Genomic DNA, 24,276 nt, shown 5'->3' with positions numbered 1-24,276 from the left:
TCATATGTCAGCGTTAATTAAAAAGATAATATATTTAATATTTACTTTTTTTATAGGACTTTTTATAGCATCATCATTTTTTGTTAGGGCAAAGTATAATACTTTTTTATATGGAGATAAGCCAGTTCTTCAAAATCAAAAACTTGGTATTTTTATATTCATGATATTAATTTTAGTTTTATTAAGTGTAGCTTTATATAGAATGTGCTTAAAACTTAACAGATATAGCAAGAAAATAGTAATTCCAGTAACTTTGGGATTTAGTTTTATTATTCAAATGATCATTATATTTTTATTTACTAAATTACCGACAGCTGATTCTCAAACAGTACTATCATTAGCTTTAAATATGTTGTATAGGAATGATTATTCGTCATTTCAAAGTAGTGGATATTTATATATGTTTCCTTTTAATTTTTCAACTGTATTGTATTTGAAAACTTTATTAACTATATTTCCTAATAACTATTTAGTTCTTAAAATTTTCAACATTTTATTTACCCTAGTTACGAGTCTAATCATTTATTACATATATAAAGAGCTAAATTACAAATCAAGAGATAATGATTATGGAGTTTTAATATTTGCATCCACCTATATACCATCTTTATTTATGAGTAATTATATATATAACGATATTATAGCTACAACATTACTTACCAGCTCTATATATTTTTTAATAAGATTTGTAAGGGAAGGATCAATTAAATATATTGTAATTGCTTCAGTGTGTTTATCAATAGGAAATTATTTTAGAAGCGTAGGAACTATTGTTTTAATAGCTGCTATTTTTTATATTTTACTGCAAGTAAAGAAGATTGGAGTTAAAAAGGCAATAACATCATTCTGCATATTAGGAGTGCTATTTAATATTCCAAACTGGAGTCAAAATTTGATTTTGGAGGAAACAAATGTTGTGAATGAATCTGTTAATAAAAATTCTGCACCCATATATATGTGGATTAATATGGGGATGAATGAAGATACGATAGGTTATTGGGATAATATGAAAAGTTACAACATATATCAAAGACGGGCAAGATATAATAAAGAAAAAAGTACAGAGTTATTTAAAGAAGAAATTAAAAATAAATTATCAAATATGGGGTTCACTGGCTTAGCCAAAATGTATTATAACAAGATTATATGGACTTGGACAGAAGGAACATACCAAATTGAAACCTTTGGCATTGGTAATCAAGCAGTCAGCTCATCTCAGAAAGTTGGAAGAGAAGAAAAAGTATATAGCTATAATACTTTTGCGACTGAACTATTTAAAGGAGATTCTGTCTATAGAAGTGGATTACTTTGGATTCTATACGTAATGAATTTTCTTATGTACTGTTTTATATTCATTAGAATGATAGGTGTAATAAGGGAAAAGAAATTTGACGAAGTGCTCTTAGTTGTAGTGTTTTTAGGATTCGTTGGATTTTATGTTTTATGGGAAATAAAATCTAGATATATTTATCCAATATACCCTATATCGATAATTTTATCATACATGGGATTTAAAGATGTGTATGAATTTATTTCAAGAAGAAGTTTTATTAAATATATGTCATCAATTAGAAAGGGGTTGTAGAGATATGAAGAAAGTAATATATAGTATAGTCATAATTATGTTATTGTTTATTTGGTCAGTAGTATTGATTTCGTGTCAAGCAATCACAGCTCAAAATATAAACATTAATCCTGCAGATGGATTTAAGATAAATCAAGGAATGAATGGTGGTCCTAGCATAACAGGAAAGGCGGGAATGGGTGATAATGCCCATAAAAATCTAAATAATCACTAGATTTTGTATGGAATATTTCAGTTGCAAATTAGATATAAAGAACAGAACAATATAAATAATTGGGAATCTGCTGTATAATTTATATATACTAGTAAAAAAGCAAGGAGGTTAAAATGAAAAAATACAGGCAGATTATAAGAAGAAGTATATTTTTATCAATGATATCTAACCCAATATTTGTATTAATATATTGTATTTCGCTTTATGAGTTATATACGCTTTCTAGGTTTGGAAGATTTCATAATAATATTATTATATTGTTTGGATGTATAATATTCCTTTTAGTGTGGCTTACATATGTAATAATAAAAAGTATAAAAAAGCCTATAAGTGTGCCGCAACAGATTATAGAAAAATATAAATTTAATGAAAGAAATATAAAGGTTTTACAAGAAGACGGGCTAGAGATAGATTTTCAAGATATAAGGTCATTTAGAATAAATAGAAAATATGCTGTTATAACACTTAGAAACAGAGACATATTAATTTTAAGTATGATAGATAGAACAAATGAAGAAATAGGCATAATAAAGAAGAGCTTGAATGAGAGAAAGATTTTTAAATCAAATTATAAAACTATATGGATCTATATAGCTATGATAGTTATAGCTGCTGCAACATTATTTTACGGAGCAAAAATATATAATGATACAGTAAGCTATAACGGAAAACTTTCGTGGTTTTTAAGTGATTTAAAAAACAAAAAGAAAGTGAAGTTTGAACATAACAATATATATAAAAATGGAATAGAAGGTATTTTCGAAGACATTAATAAAGAAATTCATATGCCAGATAAATTGTATGTTTCAAGTAACTTTAATCTTAATTTTAATTCGGATGGAACAATTACGTCTTTTGATACATATCTTTATGGAAAAGATAATAAGGGTAAGTTAGAAAGTTATTTAATAAGTTATAATAATGACAAATCAGATAAAATAACAATATATTTAAATGGATATGTAAATGCTGATTATAATGAAGATAAATTGTTAGAGCCATTGCTAAGTACCATGAAAGCTATCCCACTTAAGGATACAGTGAGCAAATGGAATGAAAATAAATATGGGATTATTTATTACGGTAATCGAAGTTTTGGATATAATACTGATGGAATTACTTATATTAATCCAGAAGGTAGCACAAAAGCAGCTTCAAATGTCTCTTCAGAGATAATAGGCTATGCTGTTTCAGTATTCGTACCTGGTAAAGAAAAAATATATACTCCAGCTAGATATATTTTAACAGAAGATTTAAATAACATTAAGACGCATACGCCTTTAAAAGAAGACAAAGATAAAAGTATTTCTCAAAAATCAAATAATCAGGATCAATTTTATATGTCTGATCAAGTTGGTTATAGGCTAGAAGTGACTGGAGCTGCAGCTGGAAGCAGATCGTACTCTTTGAAGCGCACAATTAATGGCGGAAATACATGGACAATTGTAAATGAAGATCCTTTTGCAGGGAAAACAGGAGTGGCAGCTGGAATAAGTTTTTTGAATGATAAACTTGGTTTTTTATGTTTATCTCATAGTGGTGGCAGTAATGGAGAATTGTATCGCACCGAGGATGGCGGTGTATCTTATAAAAAAGTAAGTTTTCCAGAGAGAAAAGTAACACTAGATAATGGGGAAAAATATAATCCTTTTGATTTGCCAGATATGCCTTATGAGCAAGACGGAATCCTTAATGTTTTAATAGGTCAAGGATCTGATGGAGATTATAATGGGGGATGCAAGGCTTTGTATGAATCAAAAGATGAAGGGTTAACATGGCAATATGTAAAAGAAGTTGATAATAAGTGATTTTGAGTTTTTAATTCCAGTAAATCAATTCAAATTACAGAAGAGTGGGTTTGGTAAAAATAAAGGTAAAAATACCTATAATTAAAATAACAACTAGAGATCTAGATAATTTGATTTTAAAATATAAAATAGGAATGTGATGGATTAATATGTATATAAATTATTCATTACATTCCTATTTTATATATATTTCTATGATGAGTTATAGCTCTAGTTTCAATAATAACCGAGCTATTTATTATTTTCATTATGAAAGACCTAAGACAACAGGAGTAGATTTATATCCTATCCCAATTCTATCAATTCCCATATCAATCAATTTTAGAAAGTGCTCTCTTGTCTTTATGGCACCTGAGGCCTTAATTTTACAGCGATCCTTTGCAGTATCCATTATTATTTTTATGGTTTCAGGGGTAGCACCTTTGCTAGCAAATCCTGTTAGAAAATTAGTTGATGTCTTAATAAAATCAACACCAGCTGAAATAGCGACTTCTGTAGATTTTTTTATTTGATCTAATGTTAGAGCATCAGTTTCAAAAATTGCATTTACAAGAATATCATAATCATGACACACATCAACGACAGCTTTTATATCAGCCTCAACTGAGTGCCACAAATTACTTCGTGTCCAGCCACAATTTGCAACTATATCAAGCTCATCAATTCCTTGCTTGCAGCATTCTTCTGCTTGTAAAATTTTTGAGGATGTTGCTGATGTACCAAAAGGAAAATCACATACAACACATATCCCAGTTTGAGTTTCAGCTGTTAACTCTTTAGCAATATTTATTGAGGATGGATAGACACAAACTGTTTTGCATTTATAATCTACACCTTTTTGAATATACTTTCTAATTTGATCTAAAGTAAATTCTGGCTTTAGCACTGATTGATCAATGTAAGATCCTAATTCCTCTATAGTCATTTCGGCAGCTTTTTTTGTTGGTATCATAATTTTCGATAACACCTATTTAGTATTTAATATTCTAATGTAGTAATTATGCAGTATTGAATATTATTTAGGTATTCCTCCTTTTGAATATATTATAATGTAGTTTTACTACAATGTCAATTGATATAATGTAGTAAAACTATTTACAATATAAGAGAATTATCTTAGAATAGTATTAAAGAAATATTGAATTGGTAGTTTTACTACATTAGTGTAATATATATTTAAGGAAAACTGCAAAACAAAGGATGTGGATGAATTGAACCATACTGAGTCTTACGAATATAAAATAAAAAATATGTATAATTTACTGAGATCATCTGAAAAAAAAGTAGCCGATTATGTATTATTAAACGGGCATTCTGTTTCTACAATGACTTTAGCAGAGCTTTCTCGTCAAGTAGGGGTGAGTGAGCCAACAATTATACGTTTTGTGAAAAGTATAGGTTGTAGTGGATATAGTGAATTTAAGATGGCATTAATGAAAGAGTGGGGAAGGGAATCTGTAGATAAACAGTATGATTCCAAATTACTAGTAGAACTTCATATTGATAGAGATGAAAAAATAGAAGATGTGCCAGTAAAAATGATTGGACTTACTATAAAGGCTTTAGAAGATACTTTAAAAATAATTGATATTGATAAATATAAAAAGGCAATAGAAATGATTAGAAGCTCAAATATCATTGATGTTTACGGTGTGGGGAATTCGGGAAGTGTTGCTAGTGATATTAGAAATAAATTTTTACGTATAGGATTAGAGTGCAGAGCATACTCTGATAGCAATATACAGCAAATCTGTGCAAGTCATCTAACAAGTAATGACCTTGCCATTGGTGTATCCCATTCAGGAAGCACAATAGATACTGTAAATGCTTTAAAAATAGCAAAAGAGTCTGGAGCAAGAACTATTGCATTAACAAATTTTAAAGCACCAGCTATTTCTGAATATGCAGACATAACATTTTTTACTGGTGGTGAAGAAACTACATTTTATAGTGAGACAATGGTTTCACGCATATCTCAGTTAGCTATTGTGGATATGCTTTATATGGGAATTTTGCTAGATGATTATGATTTATATACTAAACGCCTTGAAAAAATTAATCTTTTACTTAAAGAAAAGAATTATACAAAGAAATAGAAAATATAAATTTGCATAATTATATCAGTAAAAATAGTGCATATAACAAAGAAAAAGCTTCTTTGTTATATGCACTATTTTCTATTATATGATTATATTTTAGCAAAGATTTTGATTAATTACCAATTTAGCTAGGGGATTCAAAATATGCATCATATGAAGATTTAAAACTAATATCTAATAGGTATTATAGTACTTCGAGTATTTCAACTGAATATTTTTCACCTGGAGCATTGACTTCAACAATGTCACCAGCTTTATTTCCAGATAATGCTTTACCCAAGTCTGATTCAATACTTATAATCATATTTTCTGGATCCAGATCCATAGTTGTTACTAGTGTTACAACAACTTCATCATCATCTTCGACAAACCTAATTCTAGCTTTGCTATTAATTCCTAGTATTGATTTATCTATACTACCATCATCTATTACCGTTGCAGTTGAAATCATAGTTAATAGATACTGGATTCTATTATCATTTTCTCTATAGTTTCTGCAAGCCTCTTTATATTCAGCATTTTCCGATCTATCTCCGTGAGCAGCAGCTACTAATTTTTCTTTTGCTATTTCAGCTCTTTTAACTGTCATCCTATAATCTAATTCTTCTCTTAACTTTTTTATATTTTCTTCAGTTAGAATATTATTCATAAGAAAGCAGACCTCCTAAAATATATTATGAGAATATTATATAATATATATGAAGAAAAGTTAAATCACTAATACCGTTTATTTTTTTATTAAAATGCCCGCGATAATATTTTATGAAAACATTGACATGCAGTTATAGATATGCTAGAGTGAAAAATATGATATAGTATGTGACTGGTAGGTAGGCATTAACTATACATAAATATTTATTGAAGATGTTTATGTTGGTTAATGTTTTTTTGCACAAAAAAGGCATAATAAAGCATTAATAATGTGCAAAAATAATCCTATGAAGGAGAAGAATTATGAAAGACAAAGTTTTTGGCGTTTTGCAACGTGTAGGAAGATCTTTTATGCTTCCAATTGCTATTTTACCAGTAGCAGGTTTATTTTTAGGTATAGGTGAGTCATTCACTAATAAAACAATGCTTGATACGTATGGACTTACAGGTTTAATTGGACCTGGCACATTTGTCAATGCACTTCTTTCAGTAATGAATGATGCAGGAAATATTGTGTTTGAAAATTTGCCTTTAATATTTGCAATAGGGGTTGCAATAGGCATGTCTAAGAAAGAAAGAGAAGTTGCAGCGTTAGCAGCAGGAATTGCATTTCTTATAATGCATGCATCAATTGGTGCCATGATTAAAATTCATGGTGGAACAGAAGCTCTTTTAAGTGGCGCATCAACTGAAGTACTTGGTATAATTTCATTACAAATGGGTGTTTTCGGTGGGATTATCGTAGGGCTTGGTACAGCAGCATTGCATAATAGGTATTATAAAATTGAATTACCACAAGTATTATCGTTTTTTGGTGGAACTAGATTTGTTCCTATTATATGTTCAATTGTCTATTTAATAGTTGGAATTTTAATGTTCTATATTTGGCCTCCAGTTCAAGGTGCTATTTACAAAGTTGGAAATATAGTGCTTGCATCAAGTTATGCAGGAACGTGGGTTTATGGTTTGATGGAACGGCTACTAATACCGTTTGGGCTTCATCACGTATTTTATTTACCATTCTGGCAAACAGCCGTTGGAGGTACAGCTCAAGTAGGAGACAAAGTTATTGAAGGTGCTCAAAATATTTTTTTTGCAGAACTAGGAACGCCAGGAATAACACACTTTAGTGTTTCTGCAACAAGATTTATGTCGGGTAAATTTCCGCTTATGATATTTGGCTTGCCAGGAGCAGCACTAGCAATGTATAAATGTGCTAAGCCAGAAAAGAGAAAAGCAGTAGGTGGATTATTACTATCAGCAGCATTAACGTCAATGCTCACTGGTATAACAGAACCAATTGAATTCACATTTCTATTTGTAGCACCAGTATTATATGGAATTCACTGTGTGCTTGCTGGACTCGCTTATATGTTAATGCATATGTTAGGTGTTGGCGTAGGTATGACCTTCTCAGGTGGATTTATTGATTTATTCTTATTTGGTATTTTACAAGGAAATGCTAAAACAAGCTGGATACTGATTGTTATTGTAGGAATCGTATATTTTGTAGTATACTATTTATTATTCACCTTCTTAATTAAGAAGCTTGATTTAAAGACTCCAGGTCGTGAAGATTCTGGTGAAGTTAAGCTTTATACTAGAAGTGATTTAGAAGCAAAGAAAAATGATCAAAATGAAAACGCAGACGAACTTTCGGCCATGATATGCAGAGGTCTCGGAGGAAAGAACAATATTTCTGATGTTGATTGCTGTGTAACTAGACTGCGTTGTACTGTACATAACTCTGAATTGGTGAATGAAGGTTTGTTAAAACAAACTGGAGCATCGGGGATATTTCACAAAGGCGTAGGCGTCCAAATAATGTATGGGCCAAGAGTAACTGTTATAAAATCAAATTTAGAAGATTACTTAGTTACAGCACCAGATAAAGAAGATACTGGTTATGCAATAATAAAAAAAGAATCAGAGAAAGATACTGAAAAAGGTATTGAAAAAAAGGTTCAAGGAAAAGTTAGAAGTACAGTGATTTTAAATAGTCCATTAACAGGTGAAGCAAAAGATTTATCCGAAGTACCAGATGAAGTATTTGCGAGCAGGATAATGGGAGATGGAGCTGTGGTTGTCCCAAGTGATGGAAATGTTATAGCTCCGGCAGATGGAGTAATAAGTTTTGTATTCCCATCAAAACATGCATTGGGATTAACAACAACTGATGGACTTGAATTACTTATTCATATAGGAATAGATACAGTAAAGCTTGATAAAAAAGCCTTTGAAACTTATGTGGAAGAGGGAGATAAAGTACAAGCTGGAGATAAAATATTAAGCTTTGACTTAGAATTTATAAAAAATAATGCACCATCTATTGCATCACCATGCATATGCACTGCATTGAATAGCAATCAAAAGGTGCGTCTATTAAAAACTGGAGATATAAAAGCCGGAGAAGCTTTAATTGCAGTTGATGCATTTGAATAATATATAAGGGATGAGGAGGCATAAAATGTTTAGAGTGATAAAAGCACTAAATCATAATGGTGTACTCGCTATAAATATGGATAACTATAAAGAGTATATCTTGCTCGGAAAAGGTATAGGTTTTGGTAAAAAGGTCAATGAACGTATTGAAGCTCCAGAAAATGCACATATATATCTCTTGCAGCAAGAAACTGAAAGAGGATTGACTAAGGAGATAATAAACAATATAGAGCCTCAGATTTTAGAAATTGCGAATAATATTATTATGGAAGCAGAAAAGAAATTTCATGAAGTAGACGAGAACATTTTATGCCCACTTGCAGATCATATTGCATTTGCAGTAAAAAGAATAAGAGATAATGAACAAATTAGTAATCCATTAACACAAGACATCAAAGCTTTATTTCCAGAAGAATATGAAGTTGCATGTAAAGGAAAAGATATTATCAAAGAGATAGAAGGCATTGAAATAAATGAAGATGAGATTGGCTATATAGCACTTCATATTCATTCAAGCCTAGGAAATGAAAAAGTATCACAAGCAATGCAAGTAGCAATGTTAGTTAGATCATGTATTACATCCATTGAAGAGAGTACAGGAAAGACAATAGATATCGAATCATTATCCTATAATCGTCTTATGAACCACATTAAATATATGGCGGCAAGAATGTTAAAAGGAGAAACGATAAAGCTTGATATGAATGATTATATTAGTGAAAGATTTCCAAAATCATTTGAAATTGCTGAAGACATATGTATGAAACTAGGCAAGGAATTAAAGAAAGAAATAAAAGCAGTTGAGATAGGATATCTTGCGATGCACATTGAAAGAGTATTCTCAGATGAGTTAGAGGATTAGAATATATATAATATAATTTTAATGGAATTATAAAAATTTAAGGTTGCGTTTTATTGAAACTAGAGCTCCACGATAATTTATCGCGGGGCTTATTTTATTCTTTAGGAATTTATATTCTAGCGCCTGCGATTTTTTTATTTTGGGGAAAATTATAATGAAATCTGAGAACAATTTTTAAAGGTATTAGAAATACATAGTCTACGAAGCAGATTTTACATTTCTATAAAAATCAAAATAAAAAAATTATGGATATTTATGTCTTAGAATGAGAATTTTAAAGGGAGATAAAGATGTTACAAATTGTAATGGATACAAGAATAAGATATAATAAAGCCAATATATCGTTGCAAATAAATTAATGTTAAGTTAAGTTTTAATAAAATAATTTGGAGGCAGGGGAATGGATAAAAAAGATTTTTCTAATTTAGAAAATCAAATTAGAGATACAATAAAAAATGCATTCGATGTCATAGATTTTGCTAAGATAAAAAAAGATATTGATGATAAAGCTCAAGAAACTGTTAGAGAGACAAGAAATAAATTTGTAGATAAATCACAGTATTTTGATAAAAAGATAAAAGATGAATTAAAAAATAGATATAAAAATATCGCGAATGTTGTTCCAAAATCTGAAAATAAAATACAGAAATATATTGCTAAGAGACCAGTTGGAAGTATATCAGGAACATTGTATACAATATTTGGATCTATATTAAGCGGAATATTAGGAATATTAATAATTTCATATTCAATACTTATTTCTTTTAAGAGTGAATTTTTAATGAGTAATTTGATTAGCTTAGGAATATTGTTTTCTTTTCTTGCGGCGAGTGGAGCTTTTACTTTAAGGGGTATAAATTTAAGAAAGAGAGCGAAGCGTTTTAAAGAATATGTGAAATTGCTACGAGGTAATAGCTATTGCTCCATTAGTGAATTAGCTGAGGCTGTTAGGAAAAAAAATAAATTTGTAGTTAAAGATTTAAGAAAAATGATTGAATTAAATATGTTTCCACAAGGACATATTGATGATAAGCAGACTTATTTCATGTTAAATAATGAAGTTTATGAGAATTATTTGACTTCACAGGAATCTTTGAAGAAAAGGAATGAAGATGAATTAAAAAAACAAGAGGAGCTAAAAAAAGACTTCAATGATCCAGTGAAGATGGAACTAAGGAATACAATTGAAATGGGAAGGGATTACATTAAACAAATAGGAGACATAAGTAGTTCTATAGATAAAGAAGAAATTTCTAAAAAATTAAATAGGCTCCAGAATATTATAAATCAAATACTTAAGTATGTTGAGCAGAATCCTAAAAAGCTTCAAGAAGTTGATAGATTTGCAAAACACTATCTGCCTATGACTTTAAAGCTTCTTAATGCATATAAAGAATTGAATGAGCAGCCGGTTCAGGGTGATAATATAAGAAATGCAAAAAATGAAATTGAAAAGACTTTGGATACCATAAATAATGCATTTGAAAAGTTATTAGACGATTTATTTGAAGAAATAGCATTAGATATTTCTACAGATATTTCTGTTCTTGAAACACTATTTACTCAAGAAGGGCTTAAAAAAGATGATTTCAAAAAATAGGACTTGAACTAAAAGGAGGAATTAAAAGTGAATGATGGATTTAAGGAAGATATAGATATGATGCCAAGTTTAACATTTGAACCTTTTGAAGAGGAAGTTACTGATGTAAAGGTAGAAGAAAGTAAGAAGAAAGAAATTTTTGATGAAAGCTATTTAACAGAAGATGAGAAGAAGATGATTAATGAATTTGTAGATAAAATAGATATAAATAATACAAATTCAATTCTTCAATATGGAGTAGGAGCTCAAAAGAAGATTGCAGATTTTTCTGAGACAGCATTAAATAACGTTAAAACAAAAGATTTAGGCGAAGTCGGGGAAATGTTAACAAATGTAGTGTGTGAGCTTAAAAATTTTGAATCTGTAGAAGAAAAAAAAGGATTTCTAGGTCTTTTTAAGAAATCTGCAGAAAAGATTTCGCAAATGAAAGCAAAGTATGAAAAGGTTGAAGGGAATATTAATAAAATTTGTAGTGCTCTAGAAAATCATCAAATACAGCTTTTGAAAGATATTGCTATGCTTGATAAAATGTATGAAATAAATAAGGTATATTTTAAAGAACTTTCTATGTACATATTAGCTGGGAAAAAGAAGCTTTCAAAATTAGAAAAGGATGAGCTGCCTAAGTTAGCAGAAAGAGCAAGGATAAGTGGACTTCCAGAAGATGCTCAGGCGACAAATGATTTTGTGGCTCTTTGCAATCGCTTTGACAAAAAGATACATGATTTAGAATTAACTAGAATGATTTCACTCCAAATGGCACCTCAAATTCGTCTCGTTCAAAATAATGATTCATTAATGTCAGAAAAAATACAATCTACTCTTGTTAATACTATTCCACTATGGAAGAGTCAAATTGTATTAGCTCTTGGAGTAGCTCATTCAAACAATGCAGCCAAGGTTCAAAATGAAGTTACGAACATGACCAATGAGCTGTTACGTAAGAATGCAGAAACACTAAAGATGTCAACAATTGAGACAGCTAAAGAATCTGAGCGTGGAATTGTTGATATTGAGACTTTAAAGAATACAAATGAATCGTTGATATCAACTCTTGATGAAGTTTTACGAATACAAATTGAAGGAAGAGAAAAACGTAAAGCTGCTGAAGCTGAATTACAAGAAATTGAAGGTAAATTGAAAGATAGGCTTCTACAAATGAGACAAAGATAAAAAAATAATGTTTTCTGTTTTATCATTTTAAGGTAAAACAGTCTTATGTATCTTTCACAGTGAGTATGAATTTTAGTTTTTTTAATTACAAATTATCATGTATAAATGATATAATTAAAGAAGTTATATATGGCAACGATAATAGATGTAAGTATTTAATAAAAGTATAGGCATAAATAGAATAATATGTTTATTCAACATATACATAAGCTATAATTATGAATACGATATAAAACATAGGATCAATGCTATGATAACTATAAAAAAGTGAAAGGATATATTTTGCAAAATAATGTTACAATTACAAGGTTTTAAGTAAGGGGGAGAGATATTATGAACAATAACATATTACTAGAATCGGGTACTGGGGAATTAGAAATAATAGAATTTATCGCAAATGGAAATCATTATGCAATTAATGTTGTAAAAGTTAAAGAGGTAATAGAGATGCCTTCAAACTTAACTAAATTGCCAGATCCTAAGCCAGAGATAGCTGGCCTCATACTATGCAGAGATGAGATACTTACTTTGATTGATTTAAAATACATATTAACAAAAAGATCGGCAGGAAAACTTGGATCCAAGGTTATAGTTTGTGAGTTTAATAAAATAAAAGTTTCATTTAATATTGATGATATAGTTGGAGTTCATCGTATAAGATGGGATGAAATAAGAAAACCTGATGATCTATCAGAAAACTCATTAGCTGTTGGAAATATACTTTTAAATGGAAAAGTATTAATTATGCTTGATTTTGAAAAAATAGTGACAGATATTTGTCCAAGTGTTGGAATAAGTGAAGATAGACTTATACAAGTAGATTATAAAGATAGATCATCTATAAAATTAGTTATGGCTGATGATTCTGCTTTAATTAGAAGGTTATTAAAAGATACTCTTACAAAAGCAGGATTTAAGAATTTAAGAATTTTTGATGACGGTAAACAAGCGTTAGATTTCTTCGAAGAATTAGCAAGAAATAAAGGTGAAAAATTTATTGAAGAAGCTCAATTACTTATTACAGATATAGAAATGCCTCAGATGGATGGGCTCACATTGACAAGGAAAATAAAAGAAAATGAAACATTGAAAAAGCTTCCTGTTGTAATATTTTCATCACTAATTACGGGAGAATTAAAACATAAGGGAGAATCAGTGGGAGCAAATGCACAGCTAAGTAAGCCAGAAGTAAGTGATCTTGTTGATACAATAGACAAACTATTAGGTGTTTAGAAAATGCATATTTAAAGTGTTTATCATTATGCCAAACACAACTAGAATAAGTAAATTTTAGATCTACTAAAATTAATCTAATTGGATAGTTAAAGGTATGGGTGAAAAATTCATACCTTTTTATTTCATATGAATTTAAGTTTGCAGATAAAATATGAAAAAGACTGATTAATAATGGAAAGTTGTATAAATGGAGTAAAATAGAAAATATATTTACTTGGAAATTTTTCTTACATACACTTAGAAATGCAGCTGATTAAGAAAGTTTCTGACCATACAAGCAACTGAGATTTTGTTATTTAACATAAGTATGTAATTAACTTAAGAGAAATATTATATGACAATTGATTATTGTATGGAAAATATTGTATAATATGTAATGTACAATTGTTAATAACATGTTATATTATTCAAGAGATTTTATATTTTACAAAGAACGTTTAAAGGGGGAATAATGTATATAGCAGCTTTACAATATTTATATAAAAATTTCTTGTATGTGCAAAAATTTAATATTAATAGAATCTTATATAAGGGGGTTTTTATGGAAGAAAAACAAAATAGATCTAATAAAATTGCTAAAGAGATGATAACCTTTTTCTATTGTCTGAGCATTGTATTTTTTATTTCTCTTATTAATAGTATAGGTGCATATGCTGAAACTACAAATGAAAAACAAAAGTTACCTGAAACATATGCATTAATATTACAGGAAAGAGGAGGAGTTCAGGAACAAATTAATGGATCTGACATTGGTTTGAAAACTGATTCAGGTATCACATTTGATAATAAATTGTTACAGGATTCTATAAATAAACTAAGTTGTTCTGATGATAGTAAAGTGGTTCAATCTGGAAATGCTACTTTAGTCTTAGTAAATAATAATTATGTAATATCAAAAGAAGTTTATGGAAACAAAATAAACAAAGATATATTATATAAAAGCATAGTAAAAGCGATTCAAAATGGGGATACAATATTGAATTTAGAAGCTGCTAACTGTTACGAAAGTTCAGAACCTAGATTCAAAATAAATTCTCCAGCAGTTGTTATCGCTAGAGATACACTTAATAGATATTTGGCTTCTAAAATTACTTATAATTTTGGAGGATTAACACAATATTTAGATAGTTCAATAATAAAGAATTGGATTGGTGTTGATAGTAATTTTAATGTGACAATTGATGAAAATATGGTTAGAAACTATGTAGATAATATAGCAAATACTTATGCATCATCACTTGGGACAAGTATAAAGGTTAGTGGTGGAGATAATGGTAATAACCATAGTTGGATGATTGATGTGTCTGAGGAAACAAAAGTTCTAATAGATAATATAAAGAGCGGACAAACTATAAGTAAATATCCAATATATACTCAAACCTCTATATCCAGTTATTTTAGTAATGTTGGTGATACTTTTGTTGAAGTTGATAAAGGTAAACAACATTTATGGTTCTATAAAGATGGATATCTTGTTGTAGAAGGTGATCTAGTTACAGGTAATGAAAGTACTGGGCATGGAACACCAACAGGAGTGTTTTACTTAAATTCGAAACAAAGAGATTCAGTATTAATAGGTGAAGATTATGCATCACCAGTTAGCTTTTGGATGCCTTTTATTAAGAATGATATTGGTCTTCATGATGCTAGTTGGAGAGATGAATTTGGAGGGGAAATATATAAGACGGGTGGTTCACATGGATGTGTAAACCTACCATATTATGTAGCTAAGGCAATATTTGATAATATTAGCCCAGGCTGCCCTGTTATTGTTCATGAGTAATATTAGAGATATTTCTAATCAACACACGAGAGTAAACAGCTCTATTTAATTATAATTAATGCGAAGGAAAGTTTTGATCTTTTTAGGTCAGAACTTTCCTTTTTTTATAAATAATAATAAACATTTTATAATTAATAAATTGAATTTAAAATGTTCTAAATATAATTATAATTACATAATTATTAAAATATAAAACTTCAATAAAAGTTACTTAATATATTTTTTGTGCAAGCTATAATTTTAGGATTTAAAAATGAAAATTGTAAGGTTGAATGATGTCAGGTGGGATAAGTATGATAAAACAAATATTACAATACATAAAATATCCAAAAAGAATAATGATGATTATTTGTGCCCTGGTAGCTATATATTCAATAGTTTCTATACATTTTATCAATCATTTTTATTTTGGTTCAACAATTAACAGAGTTGACGTCTCAGGTAAAACAGTGCAAGAGGCAGAAGAAGAAATATTATCTAAAATGGACACATATTCAGTGGAATTAGAAGAACGTTATGGTACAAGGGAAGAAATAAAAGAAGCGGATATTAACTTAAGATATGATTTAGGAGACAAAATTAAAGAACTGAAAAGTAAGCAGATTCCATTTGCTTGGATTTTATCTTTTTTAGGAGAGAAGAATTATACAATTACGGATTCTGTATCATATAACGAAGATTTATTAAAGAAAAGCTTTAATAATCTTTCTTGTATAACAGGAAGCAGTGTAGTGGCACCTAAAAATCCTGAATTAGAATATAAAGATGATGGATATATAATTAACAAAGAGATATATGGAAATAAGATTAATAAAGATGCTTTGTATGAACACTTAATAAAGGCAATTGTTAGTGGGGAGAAGAAAATTAATTTAGAATCAATTAATTGCTATGAGAATCCTAAGTATATATCAACATCTAAGGAAGTTTTAGAAGCTAAAAATATACTCGATAAATATGCATCATCAAAAATTACATATTCCTTCGGCGAAGATAATGAAGTTATTGATGGATCAGTAATACACAATTGGCTTAAAGTAGATCAAGATTATTCTGTTGAAATTGATGAAAAAAAAGTCTATGAGTATATGAAAAAAATTGCTAATACGTATAATACCTCAGGAAAAACAAGAGATTTCAAAACATCTTTAGGAACAATAACAAAAGTTAGTGGAGGAAATTATGGATGGGTAATTGATACTTCACAGGAAGCAAAAGAGTTGATTAAAGATATTGAGAAAGGAGAAAATATAGCAAAAGAGCCTATATATAAGCAAGTTGCTTTATCTCATGATAGTAATGACATAGGCAATACTTATGTGGAAATTAATATGAATATTCAACACTTATGGTATTACAAAAATGGAATACTTGTAATAGAAGGTGATGTTGTTACAGGTAATGCAAGCAGAGGCTCTCCCACTCCAACTGGAGTTTATCGATTAAATTATAAGCAAAAGGATGCTACCTTGAAAGGTGAAAATTATAGTAGCTCTGTTTCTTTCTGGATGCCTTTTTATGGGAATGTTGGTATACATGATGCAAGCTGGAGATCAGAGTTTGGTGGAAACATATACAAAGCGAATGGTTCTCATGGATGCGTTAATGCACCATATTACCTAGCAAAGGTCTTATTTAATAATATTGAGGAAGGTACTCCGATAGTTTGCTATTAGTTGCGGTTCTAAATGATTAAATTTATATAAAAGATTAATCGCAACTATCCTATTGAAGCTAATCTTTTCCTAGCTGGATATAGCGGAAAACATTTACAAAGAAAATTTATTGTTATATAATAAATTCATACCGATCAATAAAAAGGAAAAATTAATATTTAATGGTTTTCCTATAATAGGGTTTTATTTGAACATAGACAGGATTATTTAATAACAAAAAATAGTTTAATTGATTAAATAATTAAATTAAGAAAATTTGTAAATACTTTAACTAAGTAATAACACTAGAATAAATACATTGTTTAGGAGGAATTAATATGATAAAAATTAGATTATTTTGTGCAGCAGGAATGTCAACAAGTCTTTTAGTTAATAAAATGAATGATGCAGCCAAGACTAAAGGTATAGAAGTAGATATTGAAGCTTTTCCAGAAAGCCAAATGGATAAAAATCTGGATGGTGTAAATGTTGCTTTGTTAGGACCACAAGTTGGATATACATTAGGAAAGGCAAAGAAAATTTGTGAGCCATTAGGAATTCCAGTAGATGTAATACCAATGGTTGATTATGGAATGATGAATGGTCAAAAGGTATTGGATTTTGCATTGAAATTAACAGAGAAGAAATAAATGCAAAATAAATCTAAGAATTCATAAAAAATTTATAAATTCTATTAAATAAGCTTTCAAGTTGTTTTTGAAAGCTTATTTTTTATTTTGTAGTAGGTTATCATTAGAGAGTTTACGGATGCTATGCCTTTTTAAGGCTTAATTTTATGAAAATGATCGATTTAGAAAGTTACATTTTAATAGAGAATTAAAATAAAAAAGATATTGTATCCGTACAATTTACTTTTTTTATTATATATGATATTTTAATTAATATTAAAATACAGAAGAAAGGAAGGTGATGTATTCTGTGAATGAGAAATTTGTTTATGCTCCGGGTCCGACAAATGTTAGAGAGAATGTAAGGTTAGAAAGAGCTAGGATAACTACTAATCCAGACGTAGACGAAGAATTTGTGGAATTCTATAAAAATACTTGTGATAAAATAGGGAAAATAATTGAGACAAAAAATCCGGTATATATACTAAGTGGGGAAGGTATTTTAGGATTAGAAGCGGCATGTGCATCTCTTACTGAACCAGGTGATAGAGTACTTGTTTTAGACAATGGAATTTATGGGAGAGGTTTTAAGGACTTTGTTGAAATGTACGGAGGAGAAGGGGTATATTTTTCGTGCGATTATAACAAAGCTATAGATGAAAGTAAGTTAAATGAATTTTTAAGTGTGGATCATGATTTTAAGTATGCAACAATAGTTCATTGCGATACGCCAACAGGAGTTTTAAATGATTTATCTAAGATATGCCCATTATTAAATGAGTATGGAATTTTAACTGTTGTTGATTCTGTTTCTGCAATGGGTGGAGAAGAAATAAGGGTTGATGATTGGAAGATTGATATAGCATTAGGTGGATCTCAGAAAGCATTTTCAGCTCCAGCGGGATTAACTATGGTAAGCATCAGCGAAAAAGCTAAAGAAGCAATGAAAAATAGAAAGACTCCAGTAATAGGGTTTTACTGTAATCTTAATATCTGGGAAAATTATTACGCAAATAAGTGGTTTCCGTACACAATGCCAATAAGTGATATCATGGGGTTAGATAAAGCGGTTGATAATATTTTGGATGAAGGAATTCAAAATGTGCTCAAGAGACATGAAAAAATAGCATATGCGACTAGGAAGGCTGTTAGTGAATTTGGACTTGAATTATTTTTAGAAGATGGTTATTCAAATACAGTAACAGCAGTCAAAATACCGGAAAACATAGGAGCTCAGAGGCTTAAAAATCATATGTTGAGTAAATACAATACTTTAATTATAACATCACTAAATCCATACGAAGATATAATTTTAAGAATAGGACACATGGGGGAGAATGCAAAAGTTGATAAGATTCTTTATGCATTAAATATAATTGAGAACGGACTAAAAGATCTAGGCTTTGAAAGTAATGGTGAATTAGTAAATTCATTTATTAGACACTTAAATAATTAATTATTAAATTAAGCAAAGGTGGGGCAAGGAATGGAAATAAACAGAAGAAAAAGCAAATTTAAAACAAAAGACATGGTAGAAACAGCACTATTAACAGCACTAGTATTTGTTGCAACAGCATTTATAAATATTAGATTGCCAATATTAGCTACTGGCGGATTAGTTCATTTAGGAACTGTAATGTTATTTGTTACAGCAATTGTTTTCGGAAAAGAGAAGGGGGCTATAGCTGCTGCTGTAGGAATGGCAATATTTGATTTATCATCAGGATGGGCACTTTGGGCTCCATTTACGTTCGTAGTAAGAGGAATTATGGGATACATGGTTGGTGCCATATCGTGGAGTAAAAATGAAGAAGGTAATAGTATTGTACTTAATCTTTTAGCAATTATCTTATCAGGTATTTGGATGATAATCGGATACTACATTACTGAAGGAATACTTTATGGAAACTGGGCATCACCAGTTGCATCAATACCTGGAAATGTGACTCAGATTGTTATTGGATTATTGCTTGGATTGCCTATTGCTAAAGTACTTAGAAGATATAAAAAGTATATTTAAATATATAATAATGGTGTTTTAAAGTGATTTATACTACTTTAAAGCATCATTTTTTTGCATTTAGTAAAGCTTATAATAAAATATGATATTTTGTGAAACTTTATTTCGTAAATAATAATGTTGACGAAATAAATATATCATATTATGATTATATTAACTTGATACTGTATTTGGGAGGATATTGAGAATGAGTGATAACGATTTAAAGAAAAATAGTGCTAAGGAAGCCATGAAATATATAAAAGATGGGATGATAGTAGGTCTAGGCGGAGGGAGGAGCATAGCTTATTTAATAGAATTTATAAAACAGGATAAAAATATTAACGTAAAGATAGTTACTCCATCAGTGAAAACAAAGATGCTTTGTATAGAAAAAGGTTTAGAAGTTTTGCACACAAGTTCTGTGGATAAAGTGGACGTTGCTTTTGATGGCTGTGACCAAGTTGATGAAAAATTAAATGCATTGAAAAGTGGTGGAGGAATTCATACTAAGGAAAAGTTAATTGCTAGTATGGCAGAAGAATATATTCTCCTTGTTGATGAAGCAAAAGTTGAAAAAGAGTTAACATTTAATGTTCCGGTAGTACTTGAAGTTTTAGAGGATTCTTTGAAGTATGTTGAAAAAAAAGTACTAGAATTAAATGGGAAACCGGTGATTAGAAGTAGCGATATAAAAGATGGATTTACTATAAGTGATAATGGCAACCTATTAGTAGATGTATTCTTTAATAATGTAAAAGATATTCATAAACTAAATGATAATCTAATAAGAATTTGTGGAGTTATAGAAACATCGTTATTTACCAATGTAATTACAAAAGTAATTATTGCAAGTGAGGAAGGTATTAGAGAAATTTCGCAAAAATAATTTAATCAAAAATAAAATTTAAAATTAAAACATATGAGGTGAAGGATATGAATAAAATAAATTGGGCAATATTAGGGCCTGGAACAATTGCAGCAGATTTTGCAAAGGCTATAAATGAAGTGAATGGTAATATATATGCAGTAGGTTCAAGAAATATCGAAAAGGCAAGAGATTTTGCCAATAAATATAATATAGAAAAAGCTTATGGGGATTATGATGAGATGTTAAAAGATGATAATATAGATGTTGTTTATATAGCGACGCCTCATTGTAATCACTATGAATATATAATTAAGAGTCTTACTAATAATAAAAATGTATTTTGTGAAAAAGCAATTACTGTAAATGGAAAGCAATTAAAAGAAATAGTTGACTTGGCAAATAGAAAAAATTTAATAGTGGCAGAAGCTATGACTATTTATCACATGCCATTATATAAAAAGTTACGTAAAATTGTTGATGATGGCAAACTTGGAAAGATTAAAATGATTCAAGTTAACTTTGGAAGCCTTAAAGAATATGATGTAACAAATAGATTCTTTAGTCCGGATTTAGCAGGAGGTGCACTTCTTGATATAGGAACATATGCATTGTCATTTACAAGGTACTTTCTTTCTAGTCAGCCAGAGGAAATTTTAACTACAGTTAAGAAATTCGAAACTGGAGTGGATGAGCAGTCAGGTATAATTCTTAAAAATTCTGATGATGAAATGGCAGTTATATCATTAACTATGAGAGCAAAACAGCCAAAGAGAGGAATTGTATGTGGAGAATTAGGATATATAACTGTTGAAAATTTTCCAAGAGCAGATAAAGCAACAATTACATATCCTGATGGAAGTGTAGAAATTATTGAAGAAGGCCATGGTTCAAAAGCATTAGAATATGAAATTGAATGCGTAAATAGTATGGTAATGAGTAAAACAGGTAATGATACTTTAAGATTGTCTGTTGATGTCATGGATATAATGGATGAGGTAAGGAAACAATGGAATTTAAGCTATACTTTTGAGTAAGAAGTTTTATGAATTAATTACTTGAATACGATGATTAAGGGAGTAATTATTAAAGTGAGAGAGATAGAAAAGAGTGTTCTAGATAAAATTCTTTGCATTTATAAAAGCTTACATGAAGCAGAGAAAAAGATTGCTGATTATATAATTAATAATAAAGAAAAAGTCATTGAAATGACTGTTTCTGAGTTAGCATTAGAAAGTAGTGTTAGTGAAGCTACAATAGTTAGGTTCTGTAAAAAATGTGATTTAAAAGGTTTTTATGATTTGAAAATTAAAATAGCTAAAGAAATGGTGAATTCAAAAAGTAGTAATATATCAAATGAACTAGATTCCAATAATATAATGCAATCACTTCAAAATATATTAGCAAATAAAATTGAAGAATTGAAACAAACAATTTCAATGATGAATGAAGGTAATATAAAAAGAATATTAGAAGCAATTAAAGGAGCGAGAATTGTTCAATTTGCAGCGGTTGGTAATACAATACCTGTAGCAATGGATGGAGCATATAAGTTTAACCAGTTGGGAATATCATCTGTTACCAATACCATATGGGAAACACAACTTGCATTTTCATATACTTTAACTAAAGAAGATGTAGTTATAGTGATATCTAATTCAGGAGCTTCAAAAGAGCTTGTAGCTTTACTTGAAATTGCTAATGAAAGACAGGCAACAACTATTTCTATAACTAATCATGAGAATTCTCCTGTTGCCAACAAAAGCAAATATCATATAAATACTTCAACAAGAGAGAAACTATTTCTAGATGAGTTTAGCTTTTCTAGAGTATCGGCTATGGTTGTTATAGAAATCTTATACTTACTTTTAACAAGGGATAAAGAAGATGCATATAATTGGATTAGTCAACACGAACAATCTATTGCAGAAGGAAAGATATAAGGAGAAATTACAATAGAGGGATATAGTAGATATTTTATTTAAAATTTTAAATAGATATTAGATTTGAAGAAGGAAGGGTATAAAGATGAATAATATAAATATTGGGAATAGCGTAATCAAAGCTTCTGAAATTGGGCTTGGATGCATGCGAATGGCATCAGTTGAAAAGAACGAGGCGGAAAAGATCATCAAGACGTCGTTAGAAGAAGGAATTAATTTCTTTGATCATGCTGATATATATGGGGGAGGAAAATCAGAAGAAGTTTTTGCAGATGCAATTAAAATGGATTCTTCCATAAGAGAAAAAATGATCATTCAGACTAAGTGTGCTATAGTACCAGGAATAATGTATGATTTTTCAAAAGAACATATCTTAAATTCAGTAGATGCTAGTTTAAAGAGATTAAAAACAGATTATGTAGATACATTACTTCTACACCGTCCAGATACGCTTATGGAACCTGAAGAAGTTGCAGAAGCTTTTTCTAAATTACACGAAAGCGGAAAAGTAAAATATTTTGGAGTAAGTAACCATACTGCAATGCAAATAGAATTACTTAACAAATATTTGAATAACAAAATAATTATAAATCAATTGCAATTTAGTATAATGCATACAGGAATGATAGATGCAGGATTAAATATGAATATCAAAAATGATGCTTCTATAGATAGAGATGGGGGAGTATTAGAATATTGCCGTCTTAAAGATATAACTATTCAAGCATGGTCTCCTTATCAATATGGTTTCTTTGAAGGCGTATTCTTAGATAATGATAAATTCCCAGAATTAAATAAGAAGATTAATTCAATAGCAGAAAAGTATGCAGTAACTAATACTGCAATTGCAACTGCATGGATATTAAGACATCCAGCAAAGATACAAACAATAGTTGGATCTATGAATGCTGAACGAATAAAAGAAATATGCAAAGCATCAAATATCACATTGACTAGACAAGAATGGTATGAAATATATCTAGCAGCAGGAAACAAATTACCATAAGGTAAAATTGATATCTGGCTTGGAGTGGAACTAAGTTTTACTTTAAGCCAGATATTTTATGTGAAAAATTAAGCCATTGGGCAAATAAATTGATAGTGAGTCTAAGCAAATTTTTAAAGTGTAAGAAGTTAATATGATTAAGAAATATGAGGAATCTAAATATAATGCATTGGATAACTATACCAGGTGTATCTATAGTAGGATATTGTAGTATTATATATATAAAGAGAGAATTTGGAATATAAAAGCTGCATATTGCAGATGATTGAGTATATGTAGATAAATATTAATGGTAAGATAAAAGACGTCGCTAAGAGCGGTAAACAATTTGAAAGAAATATTAAAGAACTTTTAAATAAAGGAATTTGAAATTTTAAAAAAATTGTTGACAAGTTGAAAATCAAGTGATAAAATAAAAAAGTCGCTTGAGGGTGACAAAAAATAATATAAAATTATAACGAAAGTTGTAAGAAAGAAAATTGGTCTTTGAAAATTGAACAGAATAACATAAATACATTTAAGTAAACCAGCAATTTTTATTTGAGTAAGCTAAGATTAAACTTTTTATTGAGAGTTTGATCCTGGCTCAGGACGAACGCTGGCGGCGTGCTTAACACATGCAAGTCGAGCGATGAAGCTCCTTCGGGAGTGGATTAGCGGCGGACGGGTGAGTAACACGTGGGTAACCTGCCTCATAGAGGGGAATAGCCTTTCGAAAGGAAG

20 protein-coding genes and 1 rRNA gene are annotated in these 24,276 nt (G+C 29.5%); 19 read left to right on the top strand and 2 right to left on the bottom strand.

Going from position 1 to position 24,276, the window contains the following annotated elements; genetic code table 11:
- Positions 1-4 precede the first annotated feature (4 nt).
- The 3 genes from L3B96_RS10445 to L3B96_RS10435 all read left to right on the top strand — a co-directional run bounded on the left by L3B96_RS10445 (position 5) and on the right by L3B96_RS10435 (position 3,607).
- Positions 5-1,585, top strand: coding sequence for a glycosyltransferase family 39 protein (locus L3B96_RS10445; protein WP_238860746.1), 1,581 nt, complete (start codon positions 5-7; stop codon positions 1,583-1,585).
- 4 nt (positions 1,586-1,589) lie between these two features.
- Entirely contained in the window at positions 1,590-1,799 is a 210-nt protein-coding gene (locus tag L3B96_RS10440; RefSeq protein ID WP_026887935.1) for a hypothetical protein, read from the top strand.
- A gap of 113 nt (positions 1,800-1,912) precedes the next feature.
- Positions 1,913-3,607: a hypothetical protein gene (locus tag L3B96_RS10435; RefSeq protein ID WP_238860744.1), complete on the top strand. Its 1,695-nt coding sequence runs from the start codon at positions 1,913-1,915 to the stop codon at positions 3,605-3,607.
- Positions 3,608-3,854: 247 nt separating this feature from the next.
- Here L3B96_RS10435 and deoC read toward each other — a convergent pair whose 3' ends face one another.
- Positions 3,855-4,559, bottom strand: a complete 705-nt coding sequence (deoC, locus tag L3B96_RS10430) for a deoxyribose-phosphate aldolase (protein WP_011968092.1) — start codon at positions 4,557-4,559, stop codon at positions 3,855-3,857.
- 250 nt (positions 4,560-4,809) lie between these two features.
- Between deoC and L3B96_RS10425 the strand changes: the two genes are divergently transcribed.
- Positions 4,810-5,703 (top strand): MurR/RpiR family transcriptional regulator, encoded by an 894-nt coding sequence (locus tag L3B96_RS10425; protein ID WP_236886722.1) that lies wholly within the window; start codon positions 4,810-4,812, stop codon positions 5,701-5,703.
- Positions 5,704-5,890: 187 nt separating this feature from the next.
- Here the strand turns inward: L3B96_RS10425 and L3B96_RS10420 are convergent, their stop codons facing one another.
- Entirely contained in the window at positions 5,891-6,355 is a 465-nt protein-coding gene (locus L3B96_RS10420; protein WP_077856178.1) for a GreA/GreB family elongation factor, read from the bottom strand.
- Positions 6,356-6,660: 305 nt separating this feature from the next.
- On the opposite strand from L3B96_RS10420, the gene L3B96_RS10415 reads away from it, so the two are divergent.
- From L3B96_RS10415 to L3B96_RS10345, 15 genes are all read left to right on the top strand, one after another.
- Entirely contained in the window at positions 6,661-8,799 is a 2,139-nt protein-coding gene (locus L3B96_RS10415) for a PTS transporter subunit IIABC (protein WP_238860740.1), read from the top strand.
- A gap of 25 nt (positions 8,800-8,824) precedes the next feature.
- Positions 8,825-9,661, top strand: a complete 837-nt coding sequence (locus L3B96_RS10410) for a PRD domain-containing protein (RefSeq protein WP_238860738.1) — start codon at positions 8,825-8,827, stop codon at positions 9,659-9,661.
- A 400-nt stretch (positions 9,662-10,061) separates the two neighbouring features.
- Positions 10,062-11,261 carry a 5-bromo-4-chloroindolyl phosphate hydrolysis family protein gene (locus L3B96_RS10405; protein ID WP_077856176.1) on the top strand — a complete coding sequence of 400 codons (1,200 nt, stop codon included), beginning with the start codon at positions 10,062-10,064 and terminating at the stop codon, positions 11,259-11,261.
- A 27-nt stretch (positions 11,262-11,288) separates the two neighbouring features.
- Positions 11,289-12,434: a toxic anion resistance protein gene (locus L3B96_RS10400; protein WP_011968098.1), complete on the top strand. Its 1,146-nt coding sequence runs from the start codon at positions 11,289-11,291 to the stop codon at positions 12,432-12,434.
- Between the two features lie 333 nt (positions 12,435-12,767).
- Positions 12,768-13,667: a chemotaxis protein gene (locus L3B96_RS10395; RefSeq protein WP_011968099.1), complete on the top strand. Its 900-nt coding sequence runs from the start codon at positions 12,768-12,770 to the stop codon at positions 13,665-13,667.
- 544 nt (positions 13,668-14,211) lie between these two features.
- A complete protein-coding gene (locus L3B96_RS10390) occupies positions 14,212-15,453 on the top strand; it encodes a L,D-transpeptidase family protein (protein WP_238860736.1) in 1,242 nt (413 codons plus the stop codon).
- 293 nt (positions 15,454-15,746) lie between these two features.
- A complete protein-coding gene (locus L3B96_RS10385) occupies positions 15,747-17,129 on the top strand; it encodes a L,D-transpeptidase family protein (protein ID WP_238860734.1) in 1,383 nt (460 codons plus the stop codon).
- A gap of 317 nt (positions 17,130-17,446) precedes the next feature.
- Positions 17,447-17,758, top strand: coding sequence for a PTS sugar transporter subunit IIB (locus L3B96_RS10380; RefSeq protein ID WP_065417140.1), 312 nt, complete (start codon positions 17,447-17,449; stop codon positions 17,756-17,758).
- Positions 17,759-18,047: 289 nt separating this feature from the next.
- The gene (locus L3B96_RS10375) at positions 18,048-19,193 is read left to right on the top strand and encodes an alanine--glyoxylate aminotransferase family protein (RefSeq protein ID WP_011968103.1); all 1,146 of its coding nucleotides are present in this window, start codon (positions 18,048-18,050) and stop codon (positions 19,191-19,193) included.
- A gap of 30 nt (positions 19,194-19,223) precedes the next feature.
- The gene (locus L3B96_RS10370; RefSeq protein WP_236895525.1) at positions 19,224-19,757 is read left to right on the top strand and encodes an ECF transporter S component; all 534 of its coding nucleotides are present in this window, start codon (positions 19,224-19,226) and stop codon (positions 19,755-19,757) included.
- 187 nt (positions 19,758-19,944) lie between these two features.
- The gene (gene rpiA / locus L3B96_RS10365; protein ID WP_238860732.1) at positions 19,945-20,625 is read left to right on the top strand and encodes a ribose 5-phosphate isomerase A; all 681 of its coding nucleotides are present in this window, start codon (positions 19,945-19,947) and stop codon (positions 20,623-20,625) included.
- Between the two features lie 47 nt (positions 20,626-20,672).
- Entirely contained in the window at positions 20,673-21,641 is a 969-nt protein-coding gene (locus L3B96_RS10360; protein ID WP_238860730.1) for a Gfo/Idh/MocA family oxidoreductase, read from the top strand.
- A 30-nt stretch (positions 21,642-21,671) separates the two neighbouring features.
- Positions 21,672-22,547: a MurR/RpiR family transcriptional regulator gene (locus L3B96_RS10355; RefSeq protein WP_236895519.1), complete on the top strand. Its 876-nt coding sequence runs from the start codon at positions 21,672-21,674 to the stop codon at positions 22,545-22,547.
- 85 nt (positions 22,548-22,632) lie between these two features.
- Complete coding sequence (locus L3B96_RS10350; protein ID WP_236895517.1) at positions 22,633-23,553, top strand: aldo/keto reductase; 921 nt, start codon at positions 22,633-22,635, stop codon at positions 23,551-23,553.
- Positions 23,554-24,116: 563 nt separating this feature from the next.
- Positions 24,117-24,276 (top strand): 16S ribosomal RNA (locus L3B96_RS10345); the annotation flags it as partial.

The sequence above is a fragment of the Clostridium sp. YIM B02569 genome (assembly GCF_022320765.1).
Classification (GTDB): domain Bacteria; phylum Bacillota; class Clostridia; order Clostridiales; family Clostridiaceae; genus Clostridium; species Clostridium beijerinckii.
This window is presented reverse-complemented; position numbering and strand designations above follow the sequence as displayed.

What these genes read in the sequence shown, in the direction of transcription:
- L3B96_RS10355 (WP_236895519.1), top strand. Translation starts at nt 21,672, where the DNA reads ATGATTAAGGGAGTAATTATTAAAGTGAGAGAGATAGAAAAGAGTGTT.
- L3B96_RS10380 (WP_065417140.1), top strand. Translation starts at nt 17,447, where the DNA reads ATGATAAAAATTAGATTATTTTGTGCAGCAGGAATGTCAACAAGTCTT.
- L3B96_RS10370 (WP_236895525.1), top strand. Translation starts at nt 19,224, where the DNA reads ATGGAAATAAACAGAAGAAAAAGCAAATTTAAAACAAAAGACATGGTA.
- deoC (WP_011968092.1), bottom strand. Translation starts at nt 4,559, where the DNA reads ATGATACCAACAAAAAAAGCTGCCGAAATGACTATAGAGGAATTAGGA.
- L3B96_RS10360 (WP_238860730.1), top strand. Translation starts at nt 20,673, where the DNA reads ATGAATAAAATAAATTGGGCAATATTAGGGCCTGGAACAATTGCAGCA.
- L3B96_RS10390 (WP_238860736.1), top strand. Translation starts at nt 14,212, where the DNA reads ATGGAAGAAAAACAAAATAGATCTAATAAAATTGCTAAAGAGATGATA.
- L3B96_RS10385 (WP_238860734.1), top strand. Translation starts at nt 15,747, where the DNA reads ATGATAAAACAAATATTACAATACATAAAATATCCAAAAAGAATAATG.
- L3B96_RS10415 (WP_238860740.1), top strand. Translation starts at nt 6,661, where the DNA reads ATGAAAGACAAAGTTTTTGGCGTTTTGCAACGTGTAGGAAGATCTTTT.
- L3B96_RS10440 (WP_026887935.1), top strand. Translation starts at nt 1,590, where the DNA reads ATGAAGAAAGTAATATATAGTATAGTCATAATTATGTTATTGTTTATT.
- L3B96_RS10395 (WP_011968099.1), top strand. Translation starts at nt 12,768, where the DNA reads ATGAACAATAACATATTACTAGAATCGGGTACTGGGGAATTAGAAATA.
- L3B96_RS10405 (WP_077856176.1), top strand. Translation starts at nt 10,062, where the DNA reads ATGGATAAAAAAGATTTTTCTAATTTAGAAAATCAAATTAGAGATACA.
- L3B96_RS10420 (WP_077856178.1), bottom strand. Translation starts at nt 6,355, where the DNA reads ATGAATAATATTCTAACTGAAGAAAATATAAAAAAGTTAAGAGAAGAA.
- rpiA (WP_238860732.1), top strand. Translation starts at nt 19,945, where the DNA reads ATGAGTGATAACGATTTAAAGAAAAATAGTGCTAAGGAAGCCATGAAA.
- L3B96_RS10435 (WP_238860744.1), top strand. Translation starts at nt 1,913, where the DNA reads ATGAAAAAATACAGGCAGATTATAAGAAGAAGTATATTTTTATCAATG.
- L3B96_RS10445 (WP_238860746.1), top strand. Translation starts at nt 5, where the DNA reads ATGTCAGCGTTAATTAAAAAGATAATATATTTAATATTTACTTTTTTT.
- L3B96_RS10350 (WP_236895517.1), top strand. Translation starts at nt 22,633, where the DNA reads ATGAATAATATAAATATTGGGAATAGCGTAATCAAAGCTTCTGAAATT.
- L3B96_RS10410 (WP_238860738.1), top strand. Translation starts at nt 8,825, where the DNA reads ATGTTTAGAGTGATAAAAGCACTAAATCATAATGGTGTACTCGCTATA.